The 21392-nt window shown below is 69.3% G+C and carries 17 protein-coding genes; 13 read left to right on the top strand and 4 right to left on the bottom strand.

The window, feature by feature from the left end; genetic code table 11:
* Positions 1-69: 69 nt before the first annotated feature.
* The gene (locus MJ797_RS05355; protein ID WP_239332436.1) at positions 70-342 is read right to left on the bottom strand and encodes a hypothetical protein; all 273 of its coding nucleotides are present in this window, start codon (positions 340-342) and stop codon (positions 70-72) included.
* 198 nt (positions 343-540) lie between these two features.
* Between MJ797_RS05355 and MJ797_RS05350 the strand changes: the two genes are divergently transcribed.
* A complete protein-coding gene (locus tag MJ797_RS05350) occupies positions 541-1512 on the top strand; it encodes a lysylphosphatidylglycerol synthase transmembrane domain-containing protein (protein WP_374581485.1) in 972 nt (323 codons plus the stop codon).
* On the opposite strand, the gene MJ797_RS05345 is transcribed toward MJ797_RS05350, so the two are convergent.
* The gene (locus MJ797_RS05345; RefSeq protein WP_239332435.1) at positions 1426-1908 is read right to left on the bottom strand and encodes a pyridoxamine 5'-phosphate oxidase family protein; all 483 of its coding nucleotides are present in this window, start codon (positions 1906-1908) and stop codon (positions 1426-1428) included. The genes MJ797_RS05350 and MJ797_RS05345 overlap by 87 nt on opposite strands.
* Before the next feature lie 320 nt (positions 1909-2228).
* On the opposite strand from MJ797_RS05345, the gene MJ797_RS05340 reads away from it, so the two are divergent.
* The 8 genes from MJ797_RS05340 (at position 2229) to MJ797_RS05305 (ending at position 14397) form a co-directional block, all read left to right on the top strand.
* Positions 2229-4271: an FAD-dependent oxidoreductase gene (locus MJ797_RS05340; RefSeq protein WP_239332434.1), complete on the top strand. Its 2043-nt coding sequence runs from the start codon at positions 2229-2231 to the stop codon at positions 4269-4271.
* Between the two features lie 244 nt (positions 4272-4515).
* Positions 4516-5604, top strand: a complete 1089-nt coding sequence (pstC, locus tag MJ797_RS05335; RefSeq protein ID WP_239332433.1) for a phosphate ABC transporter permease subunit PstC — start codon at positions 4516-4518, stop codon at positions 5602-5604.
* The gene (pstA, locus tag MJ797_RS05330; protein ID WP_239332432.1) at positions 5604-6770 is read left to right on the top strand and encodes a phosphate ABC transporter permease PstA; all 1167 of its coding nucleotides are present in this window, start codon (positions 5604-5606) and stop codon (positions 6768-6770) included. The genes pstC and pstA overlap by 1 nt, the downstream gene beginning before the upstream one ends.
* Entirely contained in the window at positions 6770-8512 is a 1743-nt protein-coding gene (locus MJ797_RS05325; RefSeq protein WP_239332431.1) for a phosphate ABC transporter substrate-binding protein PstS, read from the top strand. Before pstA ends, MJ797_RS05325 begins: the two co-directional genes overlap by 1 nt.
* 235 nt (positions 8513-8747) lie before the next feature.
* On the top strand, positions 8748-9872 hold the full coding sequence (locus tag MJ797_RS05320; protein ID WP_239332430.1) for a PstS family phosphate ABC transporter substrate-binding protein: 1125 nt from the start codon (positions 8748-8750) through the stop codon (positions 9870-9872).
* Between the two features lie 214 nt (positions 9873-10086).
* On the top strand, positions 10087-12477 hold the full coding sequence (locus MJ797_RS05315) for a hypothetical protein (protein WP_239332429.1): 2391 nt from the start codon (positions 10087-10089) through the stop codon (positions 12475-12477).
* A gap of 71 nt (positions 12478-12548) precedes the next feature.
* On the top strand, positions 12549-13460 hold the full coding sequence (locus MJ797_RS05310; protein ID WP_239332394.1) for a sortase domain-bontaining protein: 912 nt from the start codon (positions 12549-12551) through the stop codon (positions 13458-13460).
* Between the two features lie 127 nt (positions 13461-13587).
* Positions 13588-14397, top strand: coding sequence for a phosphate ABC transporter ATP-binding protein (locus MJ797_RS05305; protein WP_370651631.1), 810 nt, complete (start codon positions 13588-13590; stop codon positions 14395-14397).
* A 189-nt stretch (positions 14398-14586) separates the two neighbouring features.
* Here MJ797_RS05305 and MJ797_RS05300 read toward each other — a convergent pair whose 3' ends face one another.
* Positions 14587-15903, bottom strand: a complete 1317-nt coding sequence (locus tag MJ797_RS05300; protein WP_239332392.1) for a transposase — start codon at positions 15901-15903, stop codon at positions 14587-14589.
* Positions 15904-16077: 174 nt separating this feature from the next.
* Positions 16078-17166: a hypothetical protein gene (locus MJ797_RS05295; protein WP_239332390.1), complete on the bottom strand. Its 1089-nt coding sequence runs from the start codon at positions 17164-17166 to the stop codon at positions 16078-16080.
* Here MJ797_RS05295 and MJ797_RS05290 point away from each other — a divergent pair.
* The 4 genes from MJ797_RS05290 to MJ797_RS05275 all read left to right on the top strand — a co-directional run bounded on the left by MJ797_RS05290 (position 17150) and on the right by MJ797_RS05275 (position 21141).
* The gene (locus tag MJ797_RS05290) at positions 17150-18793 is read left to right on the top strand and encodes a hypothetical protein (RefSeq protein WP_239332388.1); all 1644 of its coding nucleotides are present in this window, start codon (positions 17150-17152) and stop codon (positions 18791-18793) included. The genes MJ797_RS05295 and MJ797_RS05290 overlap by 17 nt on opposite strands.
* A gap of 606 nt (positions 18794-19399) precedes the next feature.
* Positions 19400-19924, top strand: a complete 525-nt coding sequence (locus MJ797_RS05285; RefSeq protein WP_239332386.1) for an ArsI/CadI family heavy metal resistance metalloenzyme — start codon at positions 19400-19402, stop codon at positions 19922-19924.
* Between the two features lie 68 nt (positions 19925-19992).
* Positions 19993-20694 (top strand): MIP/aquaporin family protein, encoded by a 702-nt coding sequence (locus MJ797_RS05280; RefSeq protein ID WP_239332568.1) that lies wholly within the window; start codon positions 19993-19995, stop codon positions 20692-20694.
* 21 nt (positions 20695-20715) lie between these two features.
* Complete coding sequence (locus tag MJ797_RS05275; RefSeq protein ID WP_239332384.1) at positions 20716-21141, top strand: arsenate reductase ArsC; 426 nt, start codon at positions 20716-20718, stop codon at positions 21139-21141.
* Positions 21142-21392: the final 251 nt, after the last annotated feature.

Raw genomic sequence — 21392 nt, 5'->3', positions numbered from 1 at the left:
AGCACCAGGGCGCCTTCCTCCGCCGCCTTGCGATGCACGCACCCCAACTCCACTCCTTGATCCACGCCCCTATCGCAGGGTGCTCTTACGGAGCTCAAGCCTGCTGATGATCTCTGCGTCCTCGAGTTCGGTACTTAGCCGCAGTGCCTTGTCGAGGTCGACATCCGGTCGTAGCCCGAGCGACCGAGTGGGTAGCCGATAGACCGGAACGTCCTGGCGTCTACTCGCCAGACCGGCGCGGACGAGTGCGTTCAGGGCCTTCTTGAAGGATATGGCCCGTTCACGAACCACTTCCCGGAGAGCCATCGCGACATCCAGGTCAAGAGTCACTGTGGTACGCATCATAGCATCATGTTGTTTGCTGTCGTGACGCTATGATGATGTTGTCGGAGTTGACCGGATCAACGCTACGCTGAGCAGATGTGGCATGTACGTTCTGTTGACAGAAGGGTCGGTCGACCGGCCGGGCGCTGTCACCCAGGACCGAGCCGACAAGAACTGGGCCGACCAGAACCCAGGCGTCGAGGGCCGCGGTGGTGGTTGACGCGGGCGGCGTTGCTGCTGGCGGTCGGGTTGCTCGGCCTTGCGCTGGTCGGTCAGTGGAACGCGGTCCGGGCGTCGTTCGACGAGCTGACCGTAGTGAGCGTCGCCGCGGCCGGGGGCGTCACCGTACTCGCGGTCGGGACGAGCGTGCTTGCCTGGCGGGCGCTGCTGGTCGGGCTCGGCGCGGCGCTGCCGTTGCGGGCCGCCGTCCGGGTGTTCTTCATCGGGCAGATCGGCAAGTACGTCCCGGGCAGCGTGTGGCCGGTGCTGGCGCAGATGGAGCTGTCGCGGGACTACGGTGTGCCCCGGGTGAAGGCCGCGTCGGCGAGCCTGATCGTGCTGGCGCTGGCGGTTCCGTGCGGCGGGCTGGCCGCGGCCGTGACCCTGCCGTTCGTGTCGGCGACCGCGTTAGATCACTACGGGTGGGCACTGCTGGCGGTACCGGGGCTTGCGGTGGTGCTGTATCCACCGGTGCTGTCCAGGTTGCTGGCGCTCGCGTTCGGTCTGCTGCGCCGGCCACCGCTGGAGCGTCCGCTTGCCGTCCGCCCGGTGCTGGCCGGTGCCGGCTGGCTGCTGACGGGCTTTGTCCTCTACGGCGTGGCGACCTGGCTGCTGGCGCGTGATCTTGCGCCGTCCGTGCACGGACCCCGCCTGCTGCTGCTCTCGGTTGGCGGGTACGCGCTCGCCTGGACGGTCGGGTTCCTCGTCCCGCTCGTCCCGGCCGGTGCGGGGGTACGCGAGGCCGTCCTGATTCTTGCGTTGGCGCCGGTGCTCGCACGTGGCCAGGCGACGTTGCTCGCCCTCGTCATCCGGCTGCTCGCGACCGTGGCCGACCTGCTGTGGGCGGCATGCGGCGCGGCCGTGCGTCCCGGCGGACGAGAGCTACGTGCGGGTGGTTCGCCTGGGCTGCTCCCCTTCGCGCCAGAAGTCGATGACGAGCTCCTTGCCGGCGACTCCGATCATGCTTAGGCCGGTGACGTCGATCCTGAACAGGGTGAACGGCTCGGGTACCGGCATGGCGGTGGCTGCGGCCCACGCGGCCTGGTAGGCGTCCAGGCTTTCGGCGTCGGTCACGACGACCGCGCTGCCGTTGATCTTTGCGTCGCCTTGGGTGACGTTCTTGTCGGTGGTTGCGCTGTGCAGGGCGCATCGTGGATCCCCGCACAGATCGGTTCCCTTCCGGGAGCCGGGCATCATGCCGAGCCACAGCTCGCCGAGTGCGAACAATGGCTCTACCCCGCTCACCCGAGGAGATCCGTCGCGCCGGACGGTCGCGAGGATCGCGAGCCCGTGCGCCTCGAAGCGCCCCCGGACCGCCGCCGCCAGCTCGGGCGCGGCTCGTTCAGCCTCACTCCAGTTCGCCATAGCGCCCATGCTGCCAGGCACTGTCCGGTTCCCGGCCGGTTCCTGGACGCTCCCGGGGGAGGGCAGCTGATTTACTGCGCGGTCTCCTGCTGGACGCCGGATCGGTGTGTGCATGTGACGTGCTGGTCGTTGCTTCCGGGAATGACGCGTCGTTAAGGTCCAAGCTGCCGGCTGGGAGATCGACGTACGGAGTGCCATGAGCATCGGCGGCCCGCTGCCGGCGTCGCCGTCTCGACATGGCGTCGTCGTTCCGCCCGGCTTTCCGATGAGCCCGGCTTCCCGACGCGCCGGCCGGCGCCAACCGACCGACGAGGGGATCCATGGCCCGCCGACCGACCATGAGCGCTGGGCCGCACCGCCGGGATCTGCTCCGGATGGCGGCTGCCGCCGGTTCGGTCGCGGCCCTCGAGCTGACCGTCACATCGTCAGCCAGCGCGGTCACACCGATAACGGCGGATCTGTGCGTATATGGGGCGACCATGGCCGGCATCGCCGCCGCCGTGCAGATGCGGCGCATGGGTGGCTCGGTTGTGATCATCGAACCGACCGCCCACATCGGCGGTATGACAACAAGTGGGCTCAGCCAGACCGACATCGGTACGGGCGGCGCCGTCGGTGGTTTCGCGCGCGAGTTCTACCGCAGAGTCTATGTCGCCTACAACGGCGGCCCGCTCGGAGCCACGACGCCGATGCAGACCACCTTTGAGCCTCGGGTGGCCGCGGCTGTCATGACCGACCTGCTCACCGGTGCGCAGGTGCCGGTCTACACCCGGCGGACGCTGGCCTCCGTCGGCCGCAACGGCTCCCGGCTCACCTCGGTGGTGGCCGGCGACGGCACCGTGGTACGGGCCCAGATGTTCATCGACGCCTCCTACGAGGGGGACCTGCTGGCGCTCGCCGGGGTGCGCTATGTGATCGGCCGTGAGTCGAACGCGGTGTACGGCGAGTCCAACAACGGAGTGCAGCTGCTTGCCAAGAACCAGTTCACCGCCGCGGTCGACCCGTACCGGCGTGCGGGCGACCCGACCAGCGGGCTGCTTCCCGAGATCTCCACGGCCGCCCTCGCGGCCACCGGCAGCGGCGACGCTCATGTCCAGGCGTACTGTTACCGGCTCTGCCTGACCAAGGCGCCGAACCGGATCGCGTTCCCGCGGCCGGCCGGCTATGACCCGAGCCGCTACGCTCTCGTACCGCGCCTGATCGCGGCCGGGTACGCCGACCCGTTCACCGACAAGGCCGCGGCGTTCATGAACAACACGGCGTTGCGGAACGGCAAGTTCGACGCAAACAGCGCCGGGCCGTTCTCGTTCGACCATGTCGGCGCCGCCGACGGGTACCCACGCGCGAGCTGGTCCCAGCGTGCGCAGATCGTGGCTGATCACACTTCCTACCAGCAGGGCCTGCTCTACTTCCTGGCGAACGACAGCGCGGTGCGCTCAGACGTCCGCTCCGCGGTCGCGGCCTTCGGGCTGGCACCCGACGAGTTCACCGCCACCGGCAACTGGCCGCCGCAACTCTATGTGCGTGAAGCGCGTCGGATGGTGAGTTCGCGCTACGTCCTCACCGAGGCGGACTGTCGCGGCCAGACCACGCTCGCCGACGGCGTCGGGTTCGCGAGCTACTCGCGGGACTCCCACAACTGCCAGCGGCTCGTCGCCGGTGGGCAGGTGAAGAACGAGGGCGACATCCAGATCGCGTTACCCGCGCCGTTCCGGCTGCCGTACCGGGCGATGGTTCCCGACAGCGCGCAGTGCACGAACCTCATCGTCCCGGTCTGCCTGTCGGCGTCGCACGTCGCCTACAGCTCGCTGCGGATGGAGCCGGTTTTCATGATTCTCGGGCAGGCGGCCGGCGCCGCGGCCAAGCTCGCGCTCGACGGCGGGGCCAACGCGCAGGGGGTCGACCCCGCGGCGCTTCGCGCGCGGCTGTTCGAGGACATGGCCGTGCTCGACTATCCCGACGTCGCTGTCGATGACACCGATCCGATGACGGCGGTCACCGGCTCCTGGACGGCCAGCTCGGCGATCGCGGGCTACTACGGGACCGGCTATCTGCATGACAACAACGCCGGCAAGGGCGGCAAGAGCGTCCGTTTCGTCCCGTCCCTCCGGGCGGCCGGTACCTATCGGGTGTACCTGCGGTGGACGTCGACGGCCGCGCGGGCGTCGAACGTGCCGGTGACCATTGCCTACCGGGGCGGTTCGGCAACGCTCACCGTGGATCAACGTGCTGGGGGCGGCCGGTGGGCGTTGCTCGGGGCGTGGCCGTTCGACGCGGGCACGGCAGGGAGCGTGACCATGGCGACCACCGGGACCGACAACTATGTGGTCGCCGACGCGGCTCGCTTCGTCCGGGCCGGTTGAACACATCGTCCGGACCGGACGACCGCATCGCCCGGTCCGGCCCGGTCCCCGGCCGGGAGAATGAGCGGCCGTTCATTTCGTATACCCGGGGACCCGCCCACCGGCCAGCAGAATTCGGGGCCTGTTCACCTTCGGCTCGCCACCCGGAAGGCGACGTCTGTTTTTATGTCAAAGCAATGGGGCGGAACCGGCGTCGCCGACGCCGGTCAGGGGGTAACTCCACTGTGACGTACGGTGCGTATACATGATGACCGAAGAGCGTTCGACCATGAATTTTCTCGGCTGGCTGAAACGGCCCCGGGCCGCGGTTATGGGAGCCGGCCCTGGCCTGGCGGGCGCCGGTGCGGGCTCGGTCGCCCCGGCTGAGGCGCGGCGCGACACGAACCCGCGTCCGGGCCCGGCTGACCGGCTGTTTCACGGCGTCGGCCGGACGGCCGCCATAACCGTGATGACGACGATGGGCTTCATCGGCGTATTCCTGCTGTACAAGGCGCTGCCGGCGCTGCGGCGGGTCGGCTGGTCGTTTTTCACCGAAACCCAGTGGCTGCCGAGCTCGACCAGGTTCGGCGTTGGTGCCGTGCTGCCGGGGACGATCCTCATTGCCGGCGTCGCGTTGGTGGTCGCCGTTCCACTATCGATCTGTACGGCTTTGTTCGTCGCCGAGTACGCGCCCCGGGCGCTGCGCCGCCCGATGGTTTCGCTGCTTGACCTCATGGCCGCTATTCCAAGCATCGTCTACGGGCTGTGGGGTTTTTTCTTTCTCCAGCCGCGAGCCATCACGGTGAGCCGCTGGCTGACCGACCACCTCGGTTGGCTTCCCTTCTTCCGGACCGACGGCGGAGCCAGTGGGCTCGGCCAGTACGCCTCGTCGACCTTCATCGCCGGGCTCGTCGTCGCGCTGATGGTCACACCGATCATTACATCGATCATGCGCGAGGTCTTCTCGCAGGCTCCGGCGGGTGAGCGGGAGGGGGCGCTGGCGCTGGGCGGCACGCGTTGGGGCATGATCCGAGCTGTCGTCATCCCGTTCGGCCGAGGCGGTATGGTCGGCGCGGTCATGCTCGGCCTGGGACGGGCCCTCGGCGAGACGATCGCCGTCTATCTGATCATCGCGCCGCTCTTCGCGTCACCCGGGCGGATGACTCACATTTTGCAGCAGGGCGGGATGTCGATTTCCTCACTCATCGCGTTGCGTTACAACGAGTCCGGTTCGTTCGGTCTGGCCGCCCTCTTCGGCGCCGGGCTTGTGCTCTTCGCCCTGACGCTCGTGGTCAACGCCTTCGCCTCGACCATCATCAGCCGGTCGCGTTCCGGCGCGGCAACGGAGATCTGATGGCGCTCACCGCACCTGCACCGCGCGGGCGCACGGCGCCCGCCGCCGGGCCGGACCTGGCTGGACCTGACCAGCCGGCACCCCCGCCGGAGGTCCGGATCCGGCCGGCTCAGGTCACTGCCGGCGACGTGACCGCCATCGGCGGATCCGCGCTCTGCGCACTGTGCCTCACCTGGATCCTGTTCGAGCGGATTCTGCCGCTGTCGGGGACCGTCGGTTTCTGGGTGTGCTGGTACATCCTCTTTCTGGCTGTCTACTCGACCGTGCTGCTGACGGGGGATGGACGTGGTGTCGCGCTCGTCGACCGCGTCATGTCGGTGATCTGCCATGCGGCCGGGATAATGGTTGTTGCCTTACTTTCTGTAATAATTGGTTACACGGCATTTCGTGGTTACACGGCACTGCACCTCAACTTCTTCACACGAACAATGTCGGTGACAGCCCCGGCCGACCCGCTGACCTCGGGTGGGGCACTCCATGCCATTGTGGGAACGCTGTTGCAGGTCGGTGTCGCGGTATTCATCTCGGTACCGCTCGGTATCACCACCGCGTTGTTCCTCAACGAGATACGCGGCCCTCTCGCCCGGCCGGTACGCACGATCGTCGACACGATGAGCGCGATTCCGTCGGTGGTCGCGGGCCTGTTCATCTTCGCGACCGTCGTGCTGGCGCTCGGCACGAACCGGTGCGGATTCGCCGCCTCCCTTGCCATCACCGTCATGATGATGCCGATCATTACCCGGACGGCGGAAGTGGTATTCCGGATCGTCCCCGGTGGGCTGCGGGAGGCCTCCTTGGCACTCGGTGCGAGCCAGTGGAGGACCGTGTGGCATGTCGTGCTGCCCACCGCCCGACCGGGCCTGCTGACAGCGGTCATCCTCGGGGTTGCGCGTGGCGTTGGTGAGACTGCGCCGGTGCTGCTCACGGCGGGTTTCACCAACGACCTCAACGCCGACCCCGCCCACGGCGCGATGCTCTCCCTGCCCCTCTACGTCCTCAACTACGTCAAGTTCCCCCAGCCCGAGTCGGTCGCGCGGGCCTATGGCGCGGCGCTGACGCTTCTCGCGCTCGTACTCACGCTGTTCGTCATCGCCCGCGTTGTCGGAGGCCGCGGCCCCGGACAGCTCTCACGCCGGCAGCAGCGCCGCTCCGCGGAGGTGTCCTGATGATGCCCCATGTCTCCCCGGGAGATGCCCGCTCAGGAAACACGCCCGCACGAGGCGGGCCGCCGGGCGCAAGGAGGCGCCGGCTGGTCGCCCGATTCGTCGCGATCATACTGAGCGCGGCCGTGGCCGGCGGGGCCGGGATCGGGGCGACTCCGCCCGCCAGCGCCGACGCCCCCTATGCGGCCGTGGCCGGGTCCGGCTCCACCTGGAGCGAGATCATGATCAGTCAGTGGGTCCGTGACGTCCGCAAGAACGGCCTGCCGGTCAACTACACCGGTAACGGTTCTTCGTCGGGACGGTCGGACTACTGGAACGGTCTCAACGACTTCGCGGTGTCCGAGATCCCGTTCCAGCCGCGGATCCCGGGCAGCAACGACACCGATGAGCTGCCGCTCGCGGCCAGGCGGCCGTATGCCTATCTGCCCATCGTCGCGGGTGGGACGTCGTTCATGTACCACCTGACCGTCGCCGGGAAACAGGTCACGAATCTCCGGCTGTCGGGCGAGACCCTTACCAAGATTTTTACTGGGGTCATCACCAACTGGTCGGATGCCGCGATCACCAGGGACAACGGTCGGCAGCTGCCGGACAAGGCCATCACACCGGTCCTCCGTTCGGATGGTTCGGGTACGTCCGCCCAGTTCACGCTCTACATGTCGAAGCAGTACCCGGGGCTCTGGGCGGATTTCTGCGGCAGGCATGCGGGTTTCACCGGCAACTGCGGTCTGCAGTCGTTCTACCCGACATTTCCCGGGGCGAAGGGCCAGGCCCTGTCAAGCGGCGTCGCCAACTATGTCGCCGCTCCGTACGGCGAGGGTTCCATCACCTACGTCGAGTACTCCTACGCCCAGCGTTCGGGATTCCCGGTCGCAAGCATCCTGAACGCCGGTGGCTATTACGTCCAGCCAACCGCGGGAGATGTGGCGGTGGCTCTCACGCAGGCGAAAATCAACACCGACCTCACCCAGAACCTGGACGGCGTCTACGCCTACAACGACCCCCGTGCCTACCCCGTCTCGAGCTACAGCTACATGATTGTTCCGGTCGAGGCGGTGGGGCGGTTCACGCCCGACAAGGGGCGGACCCTGTCGACCTTCATGAGCTACTTTCTGTGCGCCGGTCAGCAGAAGGCGGAGAACCTCGGGTTCTCGCCCCTGCCGGTCAACCTCGTGCAGGCCGGTTTCGACCAGCTGAGCCGCATACCGGGGCACGTTGCGCCGCCTGCCATGGCCAGCTGCAACAATCCCGCGCTGCAGGTGCTGAACACCGCGCCGGCGCCCCCCGCCTGCGCGAAGGCTGGTGCGGCGGCGTGCGCCACGACAACGGCCAGCACGTCCAGCGGCGCTGGTGGCGGCGCCGGTTCCGGTAGCGGTTCCGGCGGCGCTGCCAGCGGCAGTGGTTCGGGCGGCACGGCCGGCGATACCTCCGGCGGCGCCGGGACGGGCGGGGAGGCGTCGAACGGTACCGGCTCGGCGAGCACAGGCACAGGCACAGGCACAGGCACAGGGACGACGATCGACCCGGAGACCGGACAGCTTGTCGGCGCGGCCAGCGGCAACGGCTCAGGTGGACCCGGCGGGAGCGACATCTCCGCCGCCCCGGTATCGGTGTCGAGCCTGCGCCAGGGCGGTCACCAGGCGAACATTCTTTTTGTGTTCGCCGGCCTCACCGTGTTGGCCGCCTTCTTTGTCCCACCGTTGTTGAGCGCACAGCTGAGCCGCCGCCCGCCGCCACCTGAATGAGCGGTACCCGGCCCTCTGGAATTCATTTTCTTCGCCGTCGCACAATGTCGAGCCCGGCCGTGAACGCATATTCACGGGTGTTTACTGAATGGTTACCCGATAGCTGCCCGGTAAATCCCCCGGATGGCTGGCCGTGTTCATCAAAAGCATGGAAACGTCACCCCGGAGCCACCTGACGGCTCGGGCGGCGGTTGCGTGCCGCCAGGTGAAAACCGGTCCCGACGAGGAGTGGAACATGAATATTCCGAAGAAGGCGGCCCGCGTGGTCGCCGTAACGGCCACGGCGCTGGCCGTGGGCGTCATGGGCGGACCTGCCCTGGCCGACCCGCCAGCGAACGTCACCCCGGCGGCCGGCGACATCGTCGGCGTGGGTTCGGACACCACGCAGAACATCCTGAACGACTACTCGACGTCGTACAACGCGACGAACCCGTCGAAGAAGCTCTACAGCTGGAACGCGACCGGCACGACCCCCATCACCGCGAAGGCCGGCTGTGCGAACTATGCCCGGCCGAACGGCTCGAGCGCGGGTGTCACGGCCCTGAACAACGACCCGGCCGCATACAACGCGCCCGGCGTGTGCGTCGACTTCGCGCGTTCCTCGCGTTACCCGGACGCGACGAAGCCCTCGGACGTCGACAAGACCTTCATCGCGTACGCCAAGGACGTGGTGACCTGGGCCGCGAAGCCGGTCTCGCCCAAGCTGACGCCGAAGACCGTCAGCACCAGCCAGCTGAAGAGCATCTACCTGTGCACCCTGACCGACTGGCACGTCATCAACTCGGCCCTGCCGAGCTCGCCCATCGAGCCGTACCTGCCGCAGTCGGGCTCGGGCACGCGGAACTCCTTCCTCAAGGCGCTGAACAACGGTGGTGACGTCAACGGCCCGAACGCGGCCCTGACGCCGGGCGCGTGCGTGCGTCAGCCCGCCACCCTGGAGGAGAACAGCGGTGTGAGCCTCCAGGCCAACCTCCAGGCCGGGGACGCGATCGGTGACGCGCTGGTGCCGTACTCGGCTGGCAAGTGGGTCGCCCAGTCCCGCGGCGGCGACGTGGACAACCGCAATGGCTTCACCGTCCGCCAGATCGACAGCGTTCCCGCCACGGTCCCCGACGTCGCCAACGGCGCGGCCGGCCCGTACTCCCTGAACACGAGCGGCAAGTTCCCCCGCCTGCTGTTCAACGTGCTCAAGAACCAGCCTGGCAGCACCGGCCTGGACAAGATCTGGTCAGGCTACACCGCGGTCTTCGGTAAGGCCGGCTACATCTGCACCCACCCGCTCGGCGTCAACGAGGGCTTTGTCTCGCTGCCCACCTCGGGTACGGGCACGCTCTGCGGTGCCAAGTACGGCCTTTCCTAGCAGGCCAGCGGCCCGCCGCCAGAGAGCACCCGTGTAAAACGCAGGGCCCGGTGTTCGCGCCGGGCTCTGCGGCGCATCCATATGTTCCGTCGTGACTGGCTGGGTAGGTCCCGATACCCGGGTAGTTCCCGACACCACCGCACGCACGCCCGTCCGCGGCGTGTCCCTCCCCGGCGCTGGAGAAGACGTGTCACCGAAACTGCCTGGCTGGCCAATGGACGCGCGAACACGGCCCGCCCCGTGCGCCCGGCGGCCGCGGGGGGCCAGGGGGCCGCGGGCAGGCGTCGCGCTCGCGCTGGCTGGCGCGGTCATGGCGTTCACCGGTTCGCTGCTGCTGCCGGGGCCGCAACCGGCACGGGCCGCGGACGTCTCGGTGGCCAGGACCTTCCCGGCACCGGCGATCGGGGCGAACGCCTCGGTGACGGTCAGCAAGACGACCGATCTCGGTTTCGAGGCGATCCACGTCAGCTGGCGGGGCTTCCCGTCCAGCGGGACGGAGCTGTCGACGAACGAGGTTCGCATCTACCAATGCCGAGCCGCGCCGAAGTCCGCCGGTGACTGTTACGGCTCCGAGACGCTGGCGTCGGGTTCCGATCCCAGCGCGCTCGGCGGGCTCAACGGCGCGGGCCCGGACGGGCCGGGGAACAGGCGCAAAGCGATCACGCAGCCGGCCGGGACGGGCAGCGCCGACTTCGTGGTCGAGACGGGGCGCGAACTGACCAGCCTTGGCTGTAACTCGACCCAGCCGTGCTCGCTGGTGCTGTGGAAGCTCACGACGCCGTCCGTCGAGCTGGTGAACAGCTGGGCGCCACACGTCACCATCCCGTTGGCCTTCCGTCTCGGCGCCGGGGCGTGCTCGATCAACAACCCCGACTTCACCTCCGCGGGCGCGCCCGTGGCGAACCTCGCGATGCTGAGCTGGACCGCCAGGTCGTGCGCGGGCACGCCCGCGCTCAATGTCGACTACTCGCTGCTCGGCGACGTCCAGGCCCGGTCGGACTATGCCGCCGGCGGCGTGGACATGGCGCTGACCACGCGCCCGGCCGCCACCGGCGCGACCGGTCCGAATCCGGTGGCCTACGCGCCGCTGGCGGTGTCCGGTATTTCGGTCGGCTTCCTGCTCGACGATCCCGTGACCCATCAGCAGGTCACCTCGCTCAGGCTGAACGCACGGCTGATCGCGAAGCTGCTCACGCAGTCCTACCCCGGTCTCTACGGTTCCGGTGGGCCGCCCGGCTGCGACCCCACGGCGCCCATCACAGGGCCTGGCAGCGCGTACTGCCCCAACCCGGGGACGGCGGGGAACCCAGTGACGATCTTCGCGGACCCGGAGTTCCAGGCGCTCAACCCCGGTGTCGCCTGGGCGCGGGACTTCACCGCCCAGAACTACTTCCCGCCGGTGCTCACGGCCGACGGCGAGGACCTGACCTACGAGCTGACCCGCTGGCTCGCCGCGGACCCGGATGCGAGCGCCTTCCTCAAGGGCACCAAGGACCCGGCCGGCATGCATGTCAGCGACTACTTCCTCGACGCCTGGAACAAGGGCGGCCTGCGATTCCCGCTCGACACGTTCCGCACGGTCGATCCGACGTCGGCGATGAACATGACGTTTGCCCCGCTGAGCGGGCTGGACGCGGTCGTCCGCCAGGCCGCGGCCGGCGCTCCGGCGGGCAAGGACCCGAGCAGCATCTCCGACCAGGACCCCAGCCATCAGCCGTCCTCCTACGCGGCGGCACGACAGGGCTTCCGGTCGTTGTTCGTGCTCTTCGACAGCGCGGACGCGACCAACCTGAGCATGCCGCAGGCGGAGCTGAAGAACGCCGCCGGCTCCTTCACCACCCCGACCGGGGCAGCCATGGCGGCGGCCGTCAAAGCCATGACCGTCGATGCGAACGGCGTCCGCCAGGCCGACCACACCGCGACCGACCCGGCCGTCTACCCGCTCGTGCTGGTTCACTACGCGATGGTCCCGACCAGCGGCATCGACAGGACCAAAGCCAGCAAGATCGCTGATTTCATCGACCTGGCCGCGGTGAAGGGCCAGGAGCACGGTATCGACAACGGCCAGTTGCCCAACGGCTATCTGAGCCTGCCGGCGGATCTGGTAGCGCAGGCCCGTACGGTCGAGACCGCGGTACGTCTCCAGGCCGCGCCGGCGTCGACCGGTACACCCACCGCCCCGGCGGGCCCGTCGCCCGGGGCACAGGCAGCCTCCGCCGCCGCGGGCAACGCCGCCGCCGCGGGCGGCACCACGACGTCCGGGCAGGACAGCGGCGACACGTCGGCGAGTGCTGGCGGTACCACCTCGACCGGCGGCGGCACGGCCACGCCCGCCCCCAGCCCGACGGCGACCGCTCGGTCCGGCGCCAGCCCATCGGCCCGAGCCATCCCGAGGGCGAGTGCCACCTCGGCGTTCACCACGTCGGCCAGGTCGGGACCGCTGGTGGAGTCCACCGGCGTCGGGCGGCACGCCATCCTGCTCCTGATCGTGATCGGATTCGGTTCCGTGGTGTTCGGCCTGGGGCTTGTCGGGTACTCGCGGGGTGAACCTGCGCCGGCCTGGGCACGGTCGCTGGCCCGGGTGCTCCCGCGGATGTGGAAGTAGGCGGGGTGCGCGTGACGGTTCAGGCCTCAGCGCCGGGTACGGCCCCCACCACGGCAGTGACGGCGGCCACAGTGACGGCGGCGACACGGACAACGGCGGCATGGGCAACGGCGCGCCCGAGCCGGGGCAGGCCGCCGCGGCGCCAGCCCGCCGGTGGCCGGGCGGTCATCGGGATCGCCGTCGGGCGGGTCTTCCTCATGCTGGCCGCGCTGATGCTCGGCTTCGCCGGCTATCTGCTCGCGGTGTCCGGGCTGCAGCAGGCCCGGACCCAGGACAACCTCTACAAGACGTTTCGCGGCCAGCTCGCCCAGGTCGGTGATGAGGTTGCTCCGGTCGCACCACCCATCACGCCCGGGGTGCCGGTGGCGATCGTCGAGATTCCTCGGCTGAAGGTGCGTCAGGTCGTCGTCGAGGGCACCACCAGCGGCGCGCTCACCCGTGGGCTCGGTCATCGGCGGGACACGCCACTGCCCGGCCAGGCCGGTACGGCGGTCGTCTACGGCCGGCGCTCGACCTTCGGCGCGCCTTTCGCGAAGCTCGACAAGCTGCGGATCGGCGATGAGATCGTCGCGACGACCGGTCTCGGCAGCTCGACGTTCACCGTCGTCGAGGTCCGTGACGGGCGCACCCCACCGCGGCCGCTGACCGCGCCGGTCAACCGGATCACGCTGGTGACCTCGGCGCCGGCCGTCAGCCCGACCCACACGCTGGTGGTCACCGCCAACCTGACGACCACCGTGGCGCCGTCCGCGGGTGTCCGGCCGGCCATCTACGCCGACGAGCGTTCCCTCGCCAGCGAGCCGGCCGCCGCCCTGCCCCTGTTGCTCTGGGCGCAGGTACTCCTCGTCGCGGTGGTGTGCGCGACCTGGTTGTTCCACCGCTGGGAACGGTGGCCGGCCTATCTCGTGAGTGGGCCGGTGCTGGTCGCGGTGGTCTGGAACGTTTACGAGAACCTCGCCCGCCTGCTCCCGAACCTGCTCTGAAGGGATGGACATCGTGCCTGACGCGCCCGTGACCGGCGTGCCCGCGCTTGACAAGCCGACCGCGCGGTTCCCGGCCGTAGCGGAGCCTGCGCCCTTGGGCACGGCAACGCATGACACGGCGGCGGGGCTGGTGCCCGCCGCCCGCCGTGAGCGGACCGGGCCGGTCTCCGGCGCGGCGCTGGAAACGAAGGACGTCTCCGCGTGGTTCGGGGAGCGCAAGGTGCTTGACCGGGTTTCGCTGACGATGCGACCCGGCGAGGTGACGGCGCTCATCGGTCCCTCGGGCTGCGGCAAGTCGACCTACCTGCGCATCCTGAACCGGATGCACGAGCTCATCCCGGGGGCGTCCCTGGCCGGTGAGGTGCTGCTGGACGGCGAGGACATCTACGCCGCCGGCAAGCGGGCGCAGGAGACCCGTCGCCGGATCGGCATGGTCTTCCAGAAGCCCAACCCGTTTCCCGCCATGACGGTCTTCGACAACGTCGCGAGCGGCCTGAAGCTCGCCGGGATCAAGGGCAAGGACAAGGACTCCCTGGTCGAGCACTGCCTGCTGCGGGCCGGCCTGTGGAACGAGGTCCGGACCCGCCTGCGCTCCCCGGGGGGCGCGCTGTCCGGCGGGCAGCAGCAACGGCTGTGCATTGCCCGCTCGCTCGCCGTCGAGCCGGCTGTGCTGCTCATGGACGAGCCCTGTTCAGCTCTTGACCCGACATCCACCCGCCGGGTCGAGGAGACCATCGCCGAGATCGCCTCGGATGTGACGATCATTATCGTGACGCACAACATGCAGCAGGCGGCGCGGGTGTCCGACCACTGCGCGTTCTTTCTCGCCGAGGAGGGGCGGCCCGGCCACGTCGTCGAGTACGGGCGCACCGAGCAGATGTTCCACGACCCGCGCGACCCGCGGACCGCCGACTACGTCAACGGCCGGTTCGGGTAGAACGCGCGAGAGCGGCCTTTCCGGGCCGTTGGCTGAGCCGGGCCGTTGTGGAACCGGTCCGCCAGAAACCCCTTGAGGGACTTCCGGAAACGCCGCTGACCTGGGCAGATGTCGTGTGACGTCTGCCGTCGTTTTTGGGTGTTTTTCATGGTCTCGTGTTTCCGAGGTTGGCTCTGGCCCCGGTGCTGGTCAGGCCGCCGAGGCCGAATTTTGGGCGTCGCGGTGGTCAGCGGCGACCGCCTTTATACGGTTGGCGATCAATTCGTCACGGAGCGCCAACTTGATGTCGGCTGGTGCGGGGGTGGCCTTGGTTCGGTACCACGGGCTGAGCAGCCTGCGCCGCGCGACGCTCGCGGCCGGGTTCCCACCCAGCGAGAACCACACGATCATGAGTGTCTGTACCAGGAACGCGAACGGCAGGCACCGCTCGACCGATCTCACGGTGCGGGTCGCGGCGTCGCCGACCCCGATGACCTGCTTGCCGGTCGCGTTGCACGGTTCGATCGCCCACCGCCACGCGTAGCGCTCCACGAGCGTGAGGGCGCTCGCGGCCACATCGAGACTGAACAGCGCCAGATCGACGATCTTCTCCGAGCCGGCCATCCGGACGAGGACGAGCTGACCGGGCAGGTCACCGAAGCTGCCATACCACAGGACCGGACACACGGCGATCGTCACCGCCGTCCGGGTCCCGTACATGTCGGCGACGGCATCGACCCAGTTCAGCGTGGGGTCGGCGGCGATCTGGGCGGGCCGCCCGAGGCGTGGGCCCTTCTTCGCGGGCCGGCCGCGTTTCCCGGTCCGCGGCGGGGCCGGGCCGCACAGCACCGCGTTCGCGGGCAGCCGGGTCGTGTGGTCGGCGTTCGTGGGCAGGTCAGCGAGCTGCGGGCCGTGGAACGCCGCGTCCCCGACGCCGTGGACCCGCCGGTCGGGGAACGCCTGAGCGAGCAGGGTGAGCATCTGCGCGGCCAGCGCCGGCTGGGAATCGGTGCCCTTGCCCCGCCAGCGGCGGAACAGGATCGGGAGCGCGACCGGCGACGGGCAGAACGGGAGCCGCACGACGAGCGCGGCGACGACCCACGTGGTGCCATAGCCGATCTTCTTGCCGCCCTGGGCGGCGCCGTTGTACGCCCAGAAGCAGGCCGCGACCTTCTTACCCCAGCGGGCCAGGAACGTCCCGTCGACCGCCACGACCAGCGGCTCGTCGCCGGTGAGCAGGTGTCTCACGGCGAGGCGGGCGACGGCCAGGCCGAGGTGGTCGACGTCCCAGGCCGTGGACGCGAAGAACCAGCACGCGCGACGCCACTGGTCGCCCAGGCCGGCGGCTGCGGCCATCCCGGTGACCGTAGCCCGCTCGGCGAGCACCAGCCCACAGGCCAGCGCGATGAACAGCTGGTGGGTCGAGCGCCGCGCGAACACCGGCCCGAGCTCATCGAGCAGGTTCTGGAAGGCCGCCACACCGACCGGCGGCGAGGCGGGGATCGATAGGCTGGGAGCAGACAGCATCGGTGGACACTCCGGTTGGTGGTGTGCAAGCACCACCGATGCTGCCGTACTGCGCCTATCGCTCCGCGACCGGCCTGCGCCGCACCGTCACCACGACGTCCTCCCGGCCGGTATCGCACGCCTCGCAGAGCCTCCACTACCCAGACGGTCCCGCGCCCTCACACACCGCGAACCTCAGAAACACGAGTGAGCAAAACGACTGTCGTCGGCGAGACCCGGTTCCGCCTGTTCCACCGGTCCTTCGTGGAGGCACTGGGACGCCCCGACCCCGACGCCGTGGTAGACGACGCGGTCGTGTCGGCTGCCCTCGTGGCCGTCACCAACGCCGACGGAACCCGGGACTGGGATCGAGCGGGTAGCTACGCGCGTTCGCACCTGCTCGTCCACGCCCGTCGGGCCGGGCGGCTGGAAGCCTTGTGCGGCGATCCGGACTACCTGCTGCGCGCCGATCCGACAGCCGTCCTGGCAGCGCTCGGCCCCGCGTTGCGAGGCCCGACGTGGGGTGACCCGCTGCGCGATGTGGCCCGCGGCTATCAGCGGGTCGGCCGGCTCCTGGAGCCGCTGACGGTGCCCGAGCGGGCCGCCTATCTGGAGTTGGCCACCCGGCTCGTGACCAGCAATCGCGAGTTGGCCGACCAGTTCGCGGCGCGGTCCGGGCCTTGGCGCTGTGTCGCGGCGCAGCCGAATCCCGTCCCGATCTTCCGGTCCATCGCAGTGGCCGGATCTGGCTTTTCGGTCAGGACCTCGACGCTGGACGGGAGCGCGGTGGCACTGAGCACCGGACCCGTCGTACAGGTCGTCGACCTCGAGACCGGCCGGCGCCTGCACCAGGTTCCCCGGCCGGGCTACGAGTACGTCAGCGGTCGGGTCGGACTGCTCGACGACGGCGTGTTCAGGCGTGCTGTGGTCGCCTCGGCCCACGCGGGTCGTGAGCTGTGGCCGGGCACGCCTGTCACCCATCCCGACCTGTTCGCACAGTCGATCGACGAAAACGTGGTCCTGACGTTTCAGGAGCAACGGCGGGGGGTGGTCTCGTTCGCCTTTCGCAGGAGCGAGAACGCCGCCAATGCGTCGCCAGGGATCCTCGGGCCCGCAGCCGTCCAGGAGCTCGGCGAATCCCAGGGGTTCCCGTTCGGCGACCGCACCATCGACTTCGTGACCGTCGACAACCGCTTCTACGTCGCAGCCGTCGCAGCCGCCTCCCCTGCCCGGGCGGCTCAGCTTCCACCCGGCCTCCACCTGCCGGGTGGTCGTAGTCGACAACTGGAACGGGGACCTCAACTTCCTGCCGAGCGAGGGCGATCCCGTCGTCGCGGTCGCCGCGGCGACCTACCGCGACGAGCTCGTCTTCTGGACGGGACACCGGTCGGGGTCGGTGCGGCTGCGCCTACCCGAACGCGAGCTTGCCATCCACGTTCCGGGGGTAAACGCCGTGGATCTGGCGGTCGCGGGCGACACGGTCGTCGCCGCGGCCGCGGGAGGTTCCACGCTGGTCGTGGCCGTGGTCCGGCCGGATGGAGACCTGAGCGGCTGGGAGCTACCCTGCCCGGCCGCCGTCGATTCGGTCCACATCGGCGTGACCAGGCCGTTCGTTACCGCGTTGGTCGCGGTGGCGTGCGGTGGCCGGGCCGTGGTGTGGCAGGTCACCGAGGATTTCACCCAGGTGCGACCCATCGACGCGCCGCTCACGACCGGGCGCGATGACATCAACGACGTGGCGTGGTGGTGCGACGAGGACTCCAACGCGGTCCTGGTTGCCTCGGCCTCGGCCGCGCTGCGAGGACGGGCCGAACCTGGACGCCATCCCACGCGGCCGGCTCCCGAGACGACGGGCCGGTTGTACCTCTGGGACGCGACCGAGATCAGGGATGCCGAGACGATCGGGCACCTCCGGCGCACCCTCGGGTCCGGTGGGACCGCCGGAGCCGTTCTGGCTGTGTACGTGGCCCCGATAGGCCAAGGCCCGGACACGAGCCCCGCCTCCGTGCTCACCGCCTCGGCGGGTGGCACCCTGGCCTGGCTCGACCCGGTCTCGGGCGAGAGGACGACCATCGGTCGGCTTCCGGTGGGCGACCGGGTCAGCGCCCTCGACGTGCTGCGGACCGGAACGACGACCTTCGTCGCGCTGGGCAGCCGCGATGGCGGCACGATCTTGGCCGACATCACGTCTGGTGAACTCGTCGCGGCACCAGCGGACGGGGATCCGGTGCTTAGCGTCACGCTGTGGTCCGACGAAACCACGCTTCTGATGTGGACGGTCCAGTCGAAGGCTGGCCTCCACCTGCTGGAAACACCACTCGGCGCGATCGATCAGGCTGCCGAACGGCTCCTGCCGGCCGAGGTGGTCAACAGCCTGCCGGGCGGCCTGGCTATGGAGCAGACAGACCTCGCGACCGGTACGGCCGGGGCCGTTTCGCCGCTGTCGCGCCGTCTCATGACGGTACGGTCCGGGCATGTTGGCCGGGAGCGGGTAATGGCTGTCGCCGGCCTCGGGGGCATTGCCCTTCTGGGCGAAACCGCCCGCGCCTCCCACCCGACCGACTTCCTGGTACGGGATGCGATCCCGCTGGGCGACCACATCGTCTTCACCACCCCGAGCGAGGCATGCTGGGCGCCCCTCGGCGAGGACTTCCACCTCGCTTTCACGACACGCCGTCATCGCTTCCCAGCTCGTCGTCTCGCGGCGGCCCAAACCACCGACGGCGTCCTCGTGGCACGGTCAGACGAAGGCGCAGTGTTGATCGCCCGGGATCACGGCGAGGACACGATCCTCCTTGAGCTGGAGGACCCTATTGAGGATCTGCTCGTCCTCCCGTCGGGGATGGTGGCTGCCAGCATGCAGTCTGGCCTGGTGTGGCTGGCGCCGTTCGGGCACAGCTGGCGATGCTGAGGTGACGATACCGACCCTTGCTCGGCATCGTGGAGATCCATGGCGAGGTGGGTACGGCTCCGATAGAGGTACCCGGTTATCGGTCGTCCCTGACCTTCCGGATGTGTTCGGCGATTTCATCGCTCGGGGGCGATAACGGATAGGTTGCCGAGGCATACCGACAGGTAGCGAGTTTACAGCCGGGCCCCAGTGTGGTCTTGGGCGTGGCGCGGTCGTCAGGGTGCGCGCATGGAAAGGCCACCGCGTGCCATGCGCGGGGCTGCCAAGGACCGGTCCATCCGACAGGCGGACCTCCAGCGTCGACTTCGCATCGGCGCTGGTCAGCGCCTCGCGAACGTAACGCCACTGTTACTAATATCAGCAAAATGGGGCATGGGAACCGCTAAACGCGCAGGTCAGGCAGCATGTGACACCCACCCAAGGAACGGCTGGTGGGGCGGGTGGGACTCGAACCCACGACCGACGGATTATGAGGCCTCCGGCCGGGCGAAAACCCATGGTCACCTGGTCGTTGGTCCATCGATCGATGACATTGACGACTGTCTATGTTTTGGTCCATGCTTGGCCTGGCAGTACATAGACGCGGATCGATGTGAGGTGGTCGTCGTGGCCAGGGTCCAGTTGGCGCTGAACGTGTCCGATGTGAACGCGGCCGTGAGCTTCTACTCGAAGCTGTTCGGGGTTGGGCCGGCGAAGCGCCGGCCCGGGTACGCGAACTTCGCGGTCGAGGTCCCGCCGCTGAAGCTTGTGTTGATCGAGAACCCGGCGGCCCGGGAAGCCGGGGTGGCTGGCGCGCTCAACCATCTCGGTGTCGAGGTCGAGCCCACCGGCGAGGTGACGGCGGCGGCCGCGCGGCTGGCCGGTCTGGGGCTGGCCACAGCGACCGAAGAAGCCACGACGTGCTGTTACGCGGTGCAGGACAAGGTCTGGGTGGATGACCCGGATGGTGTGCCGTGGGAGGTCTACACCGTCCTCGCCGATGCCGGCGTTGGCGTCGCTGGACGGTCGGCCGAACCGCGGGAGGCCGAACCGGGCACGCCGGGGTCGGCCTGCGCATGCGGGCCTGTGTGCGGTGGCATCGGTGGCCCGGAGCCGCTGACCCTGACCGCAGCCCCGGCGGCCGGCCGTTGACCCCGGCCGTGACCGCGGACCAACGCCCGCCGCTGGCGCGGCGGGTCGCGGCGGAGGCGTTCGGCAGCATGCTGCTGGCCGCCCTTGTCATCGGCTCCGGGATAGCCGCCCAACAGCTCAGCCCGAACCAGATCGGTCTGCAACTGGCGGAGAACGCCACGGTGACCGCGGCTGGCCTGTTCGCGATCATTCTGATGGTCGGGCCGGTGTCCGGCGCGCACGTCAACCCGGTGGTCTCCGCCGTCGACGCGCTGTTCGGCGGTCTGCCCTGGCGGGACGTCGCGGCCTATCTGCCCGTCCAGGTCGCGGGATGCGTCGCCGGTGCGGTGCTCGCCAACGTCATGTTCGGGCAGGCGGCGGTGTCGATCTCCACCCATGACCGGGCGTCCGGTGCGCATCTGCTGTCCGAGATCGTGGCGACGGCCGGCCTGCTCCTCGTCATCTTCGCCCTTGCCCGCTCGGGGCGGGCCGACCGGGCGCCGGCGGCGGTCGGGGCCTACATCGGCGCGGCGTACTGGTTCACCAGCTCGACCAGTTTCGCCAACCCGGCGATCACGGTGGGACGGATGTTCTCCGACACCTTCGCGGGTATCGCCCCCGCGTCCGTCCCGGCGTTCGTCGCCGCTCAGCTCACCGGCGGTCTGGCCGGTATCGCGTTGATCAGGGTGTTCTACCCCGGGCTGAGTCCGGCCACGGCGTCGGCCGTTGTCGCCGCGCACGTACCCGCCGCGAGCCGGCCGGTTGTGACCCGCCGGCCGACCGCTCGATGAAGGGGACAACCTCTCGTGTCCATGTCCACAAGACCCTCGGTGCTGTTCGTCTGTGTCCACAACGCGGGACGCTCCCAGCTGGCCGCCGGCTGGCTCACCCACCTCGCGGCCGGAGCCATCGAGGTTCGTTCCGCCGGGTCGATGCCCGCTGAGCAGATCAGCCCTTCCGCCGTGACGGCCATGGCCGAAGTCGGTATCGACATCACCGCCCAGACCCCGAAGATTCTCACCATTGAGGCGGTGGAAGCCTCCGACGTCGTGGTGACTATGGGCTGCGGCGATGCCTGCCCGGTCTTCCCCGGGAAGCGCTATGAGGACTGGCAGCTCGACGACCCGGCTGGCCAGAGCCTGGACGCCGTGCGGACGATCCGCGACGCTATCCGGGCGCGGGTCGAGAAGCTTGTCGCCGAGCTGCTCCCCACCACCCAGGAGGGCGCCGGCAGGTAGGCGGCAGGCGGCGGCTCCGGCCGTGGCACAGGGTCAGGAGGCGATCGGCGGGGCGTCGCGCGCGACGGCGGTACGCGCGGTACAGGCACGATCTCGGTTTCTCCGGTCGTCGGGTCGATCGGCGCATCACCAGTGGACGGATGCACACTCCGGCTTCGATCGCAACCGTCTCGACAACCTGGCGGGCAAGTGGGAGCCGAGCTCGTTCCGCCCGGCTTCCAGGCTGGCTCTGCTCACGTTAGAGCGACCGG

It is taken from the genome of Protofrankia sp. CiP3 (genome assembly GCF_917627345.1).
In the GTDB taxonomy this organism is placed as follows: Bacteria; Actinomycetota; Actinomycetes; order Frankiales; family Frankiaceae; genus Protofrankia.
The sequence above is the reverse complement of the archived record's forward strand: the minus strand, read 5'-3'. Positions and strand labels throughout refer to the sequence as shown.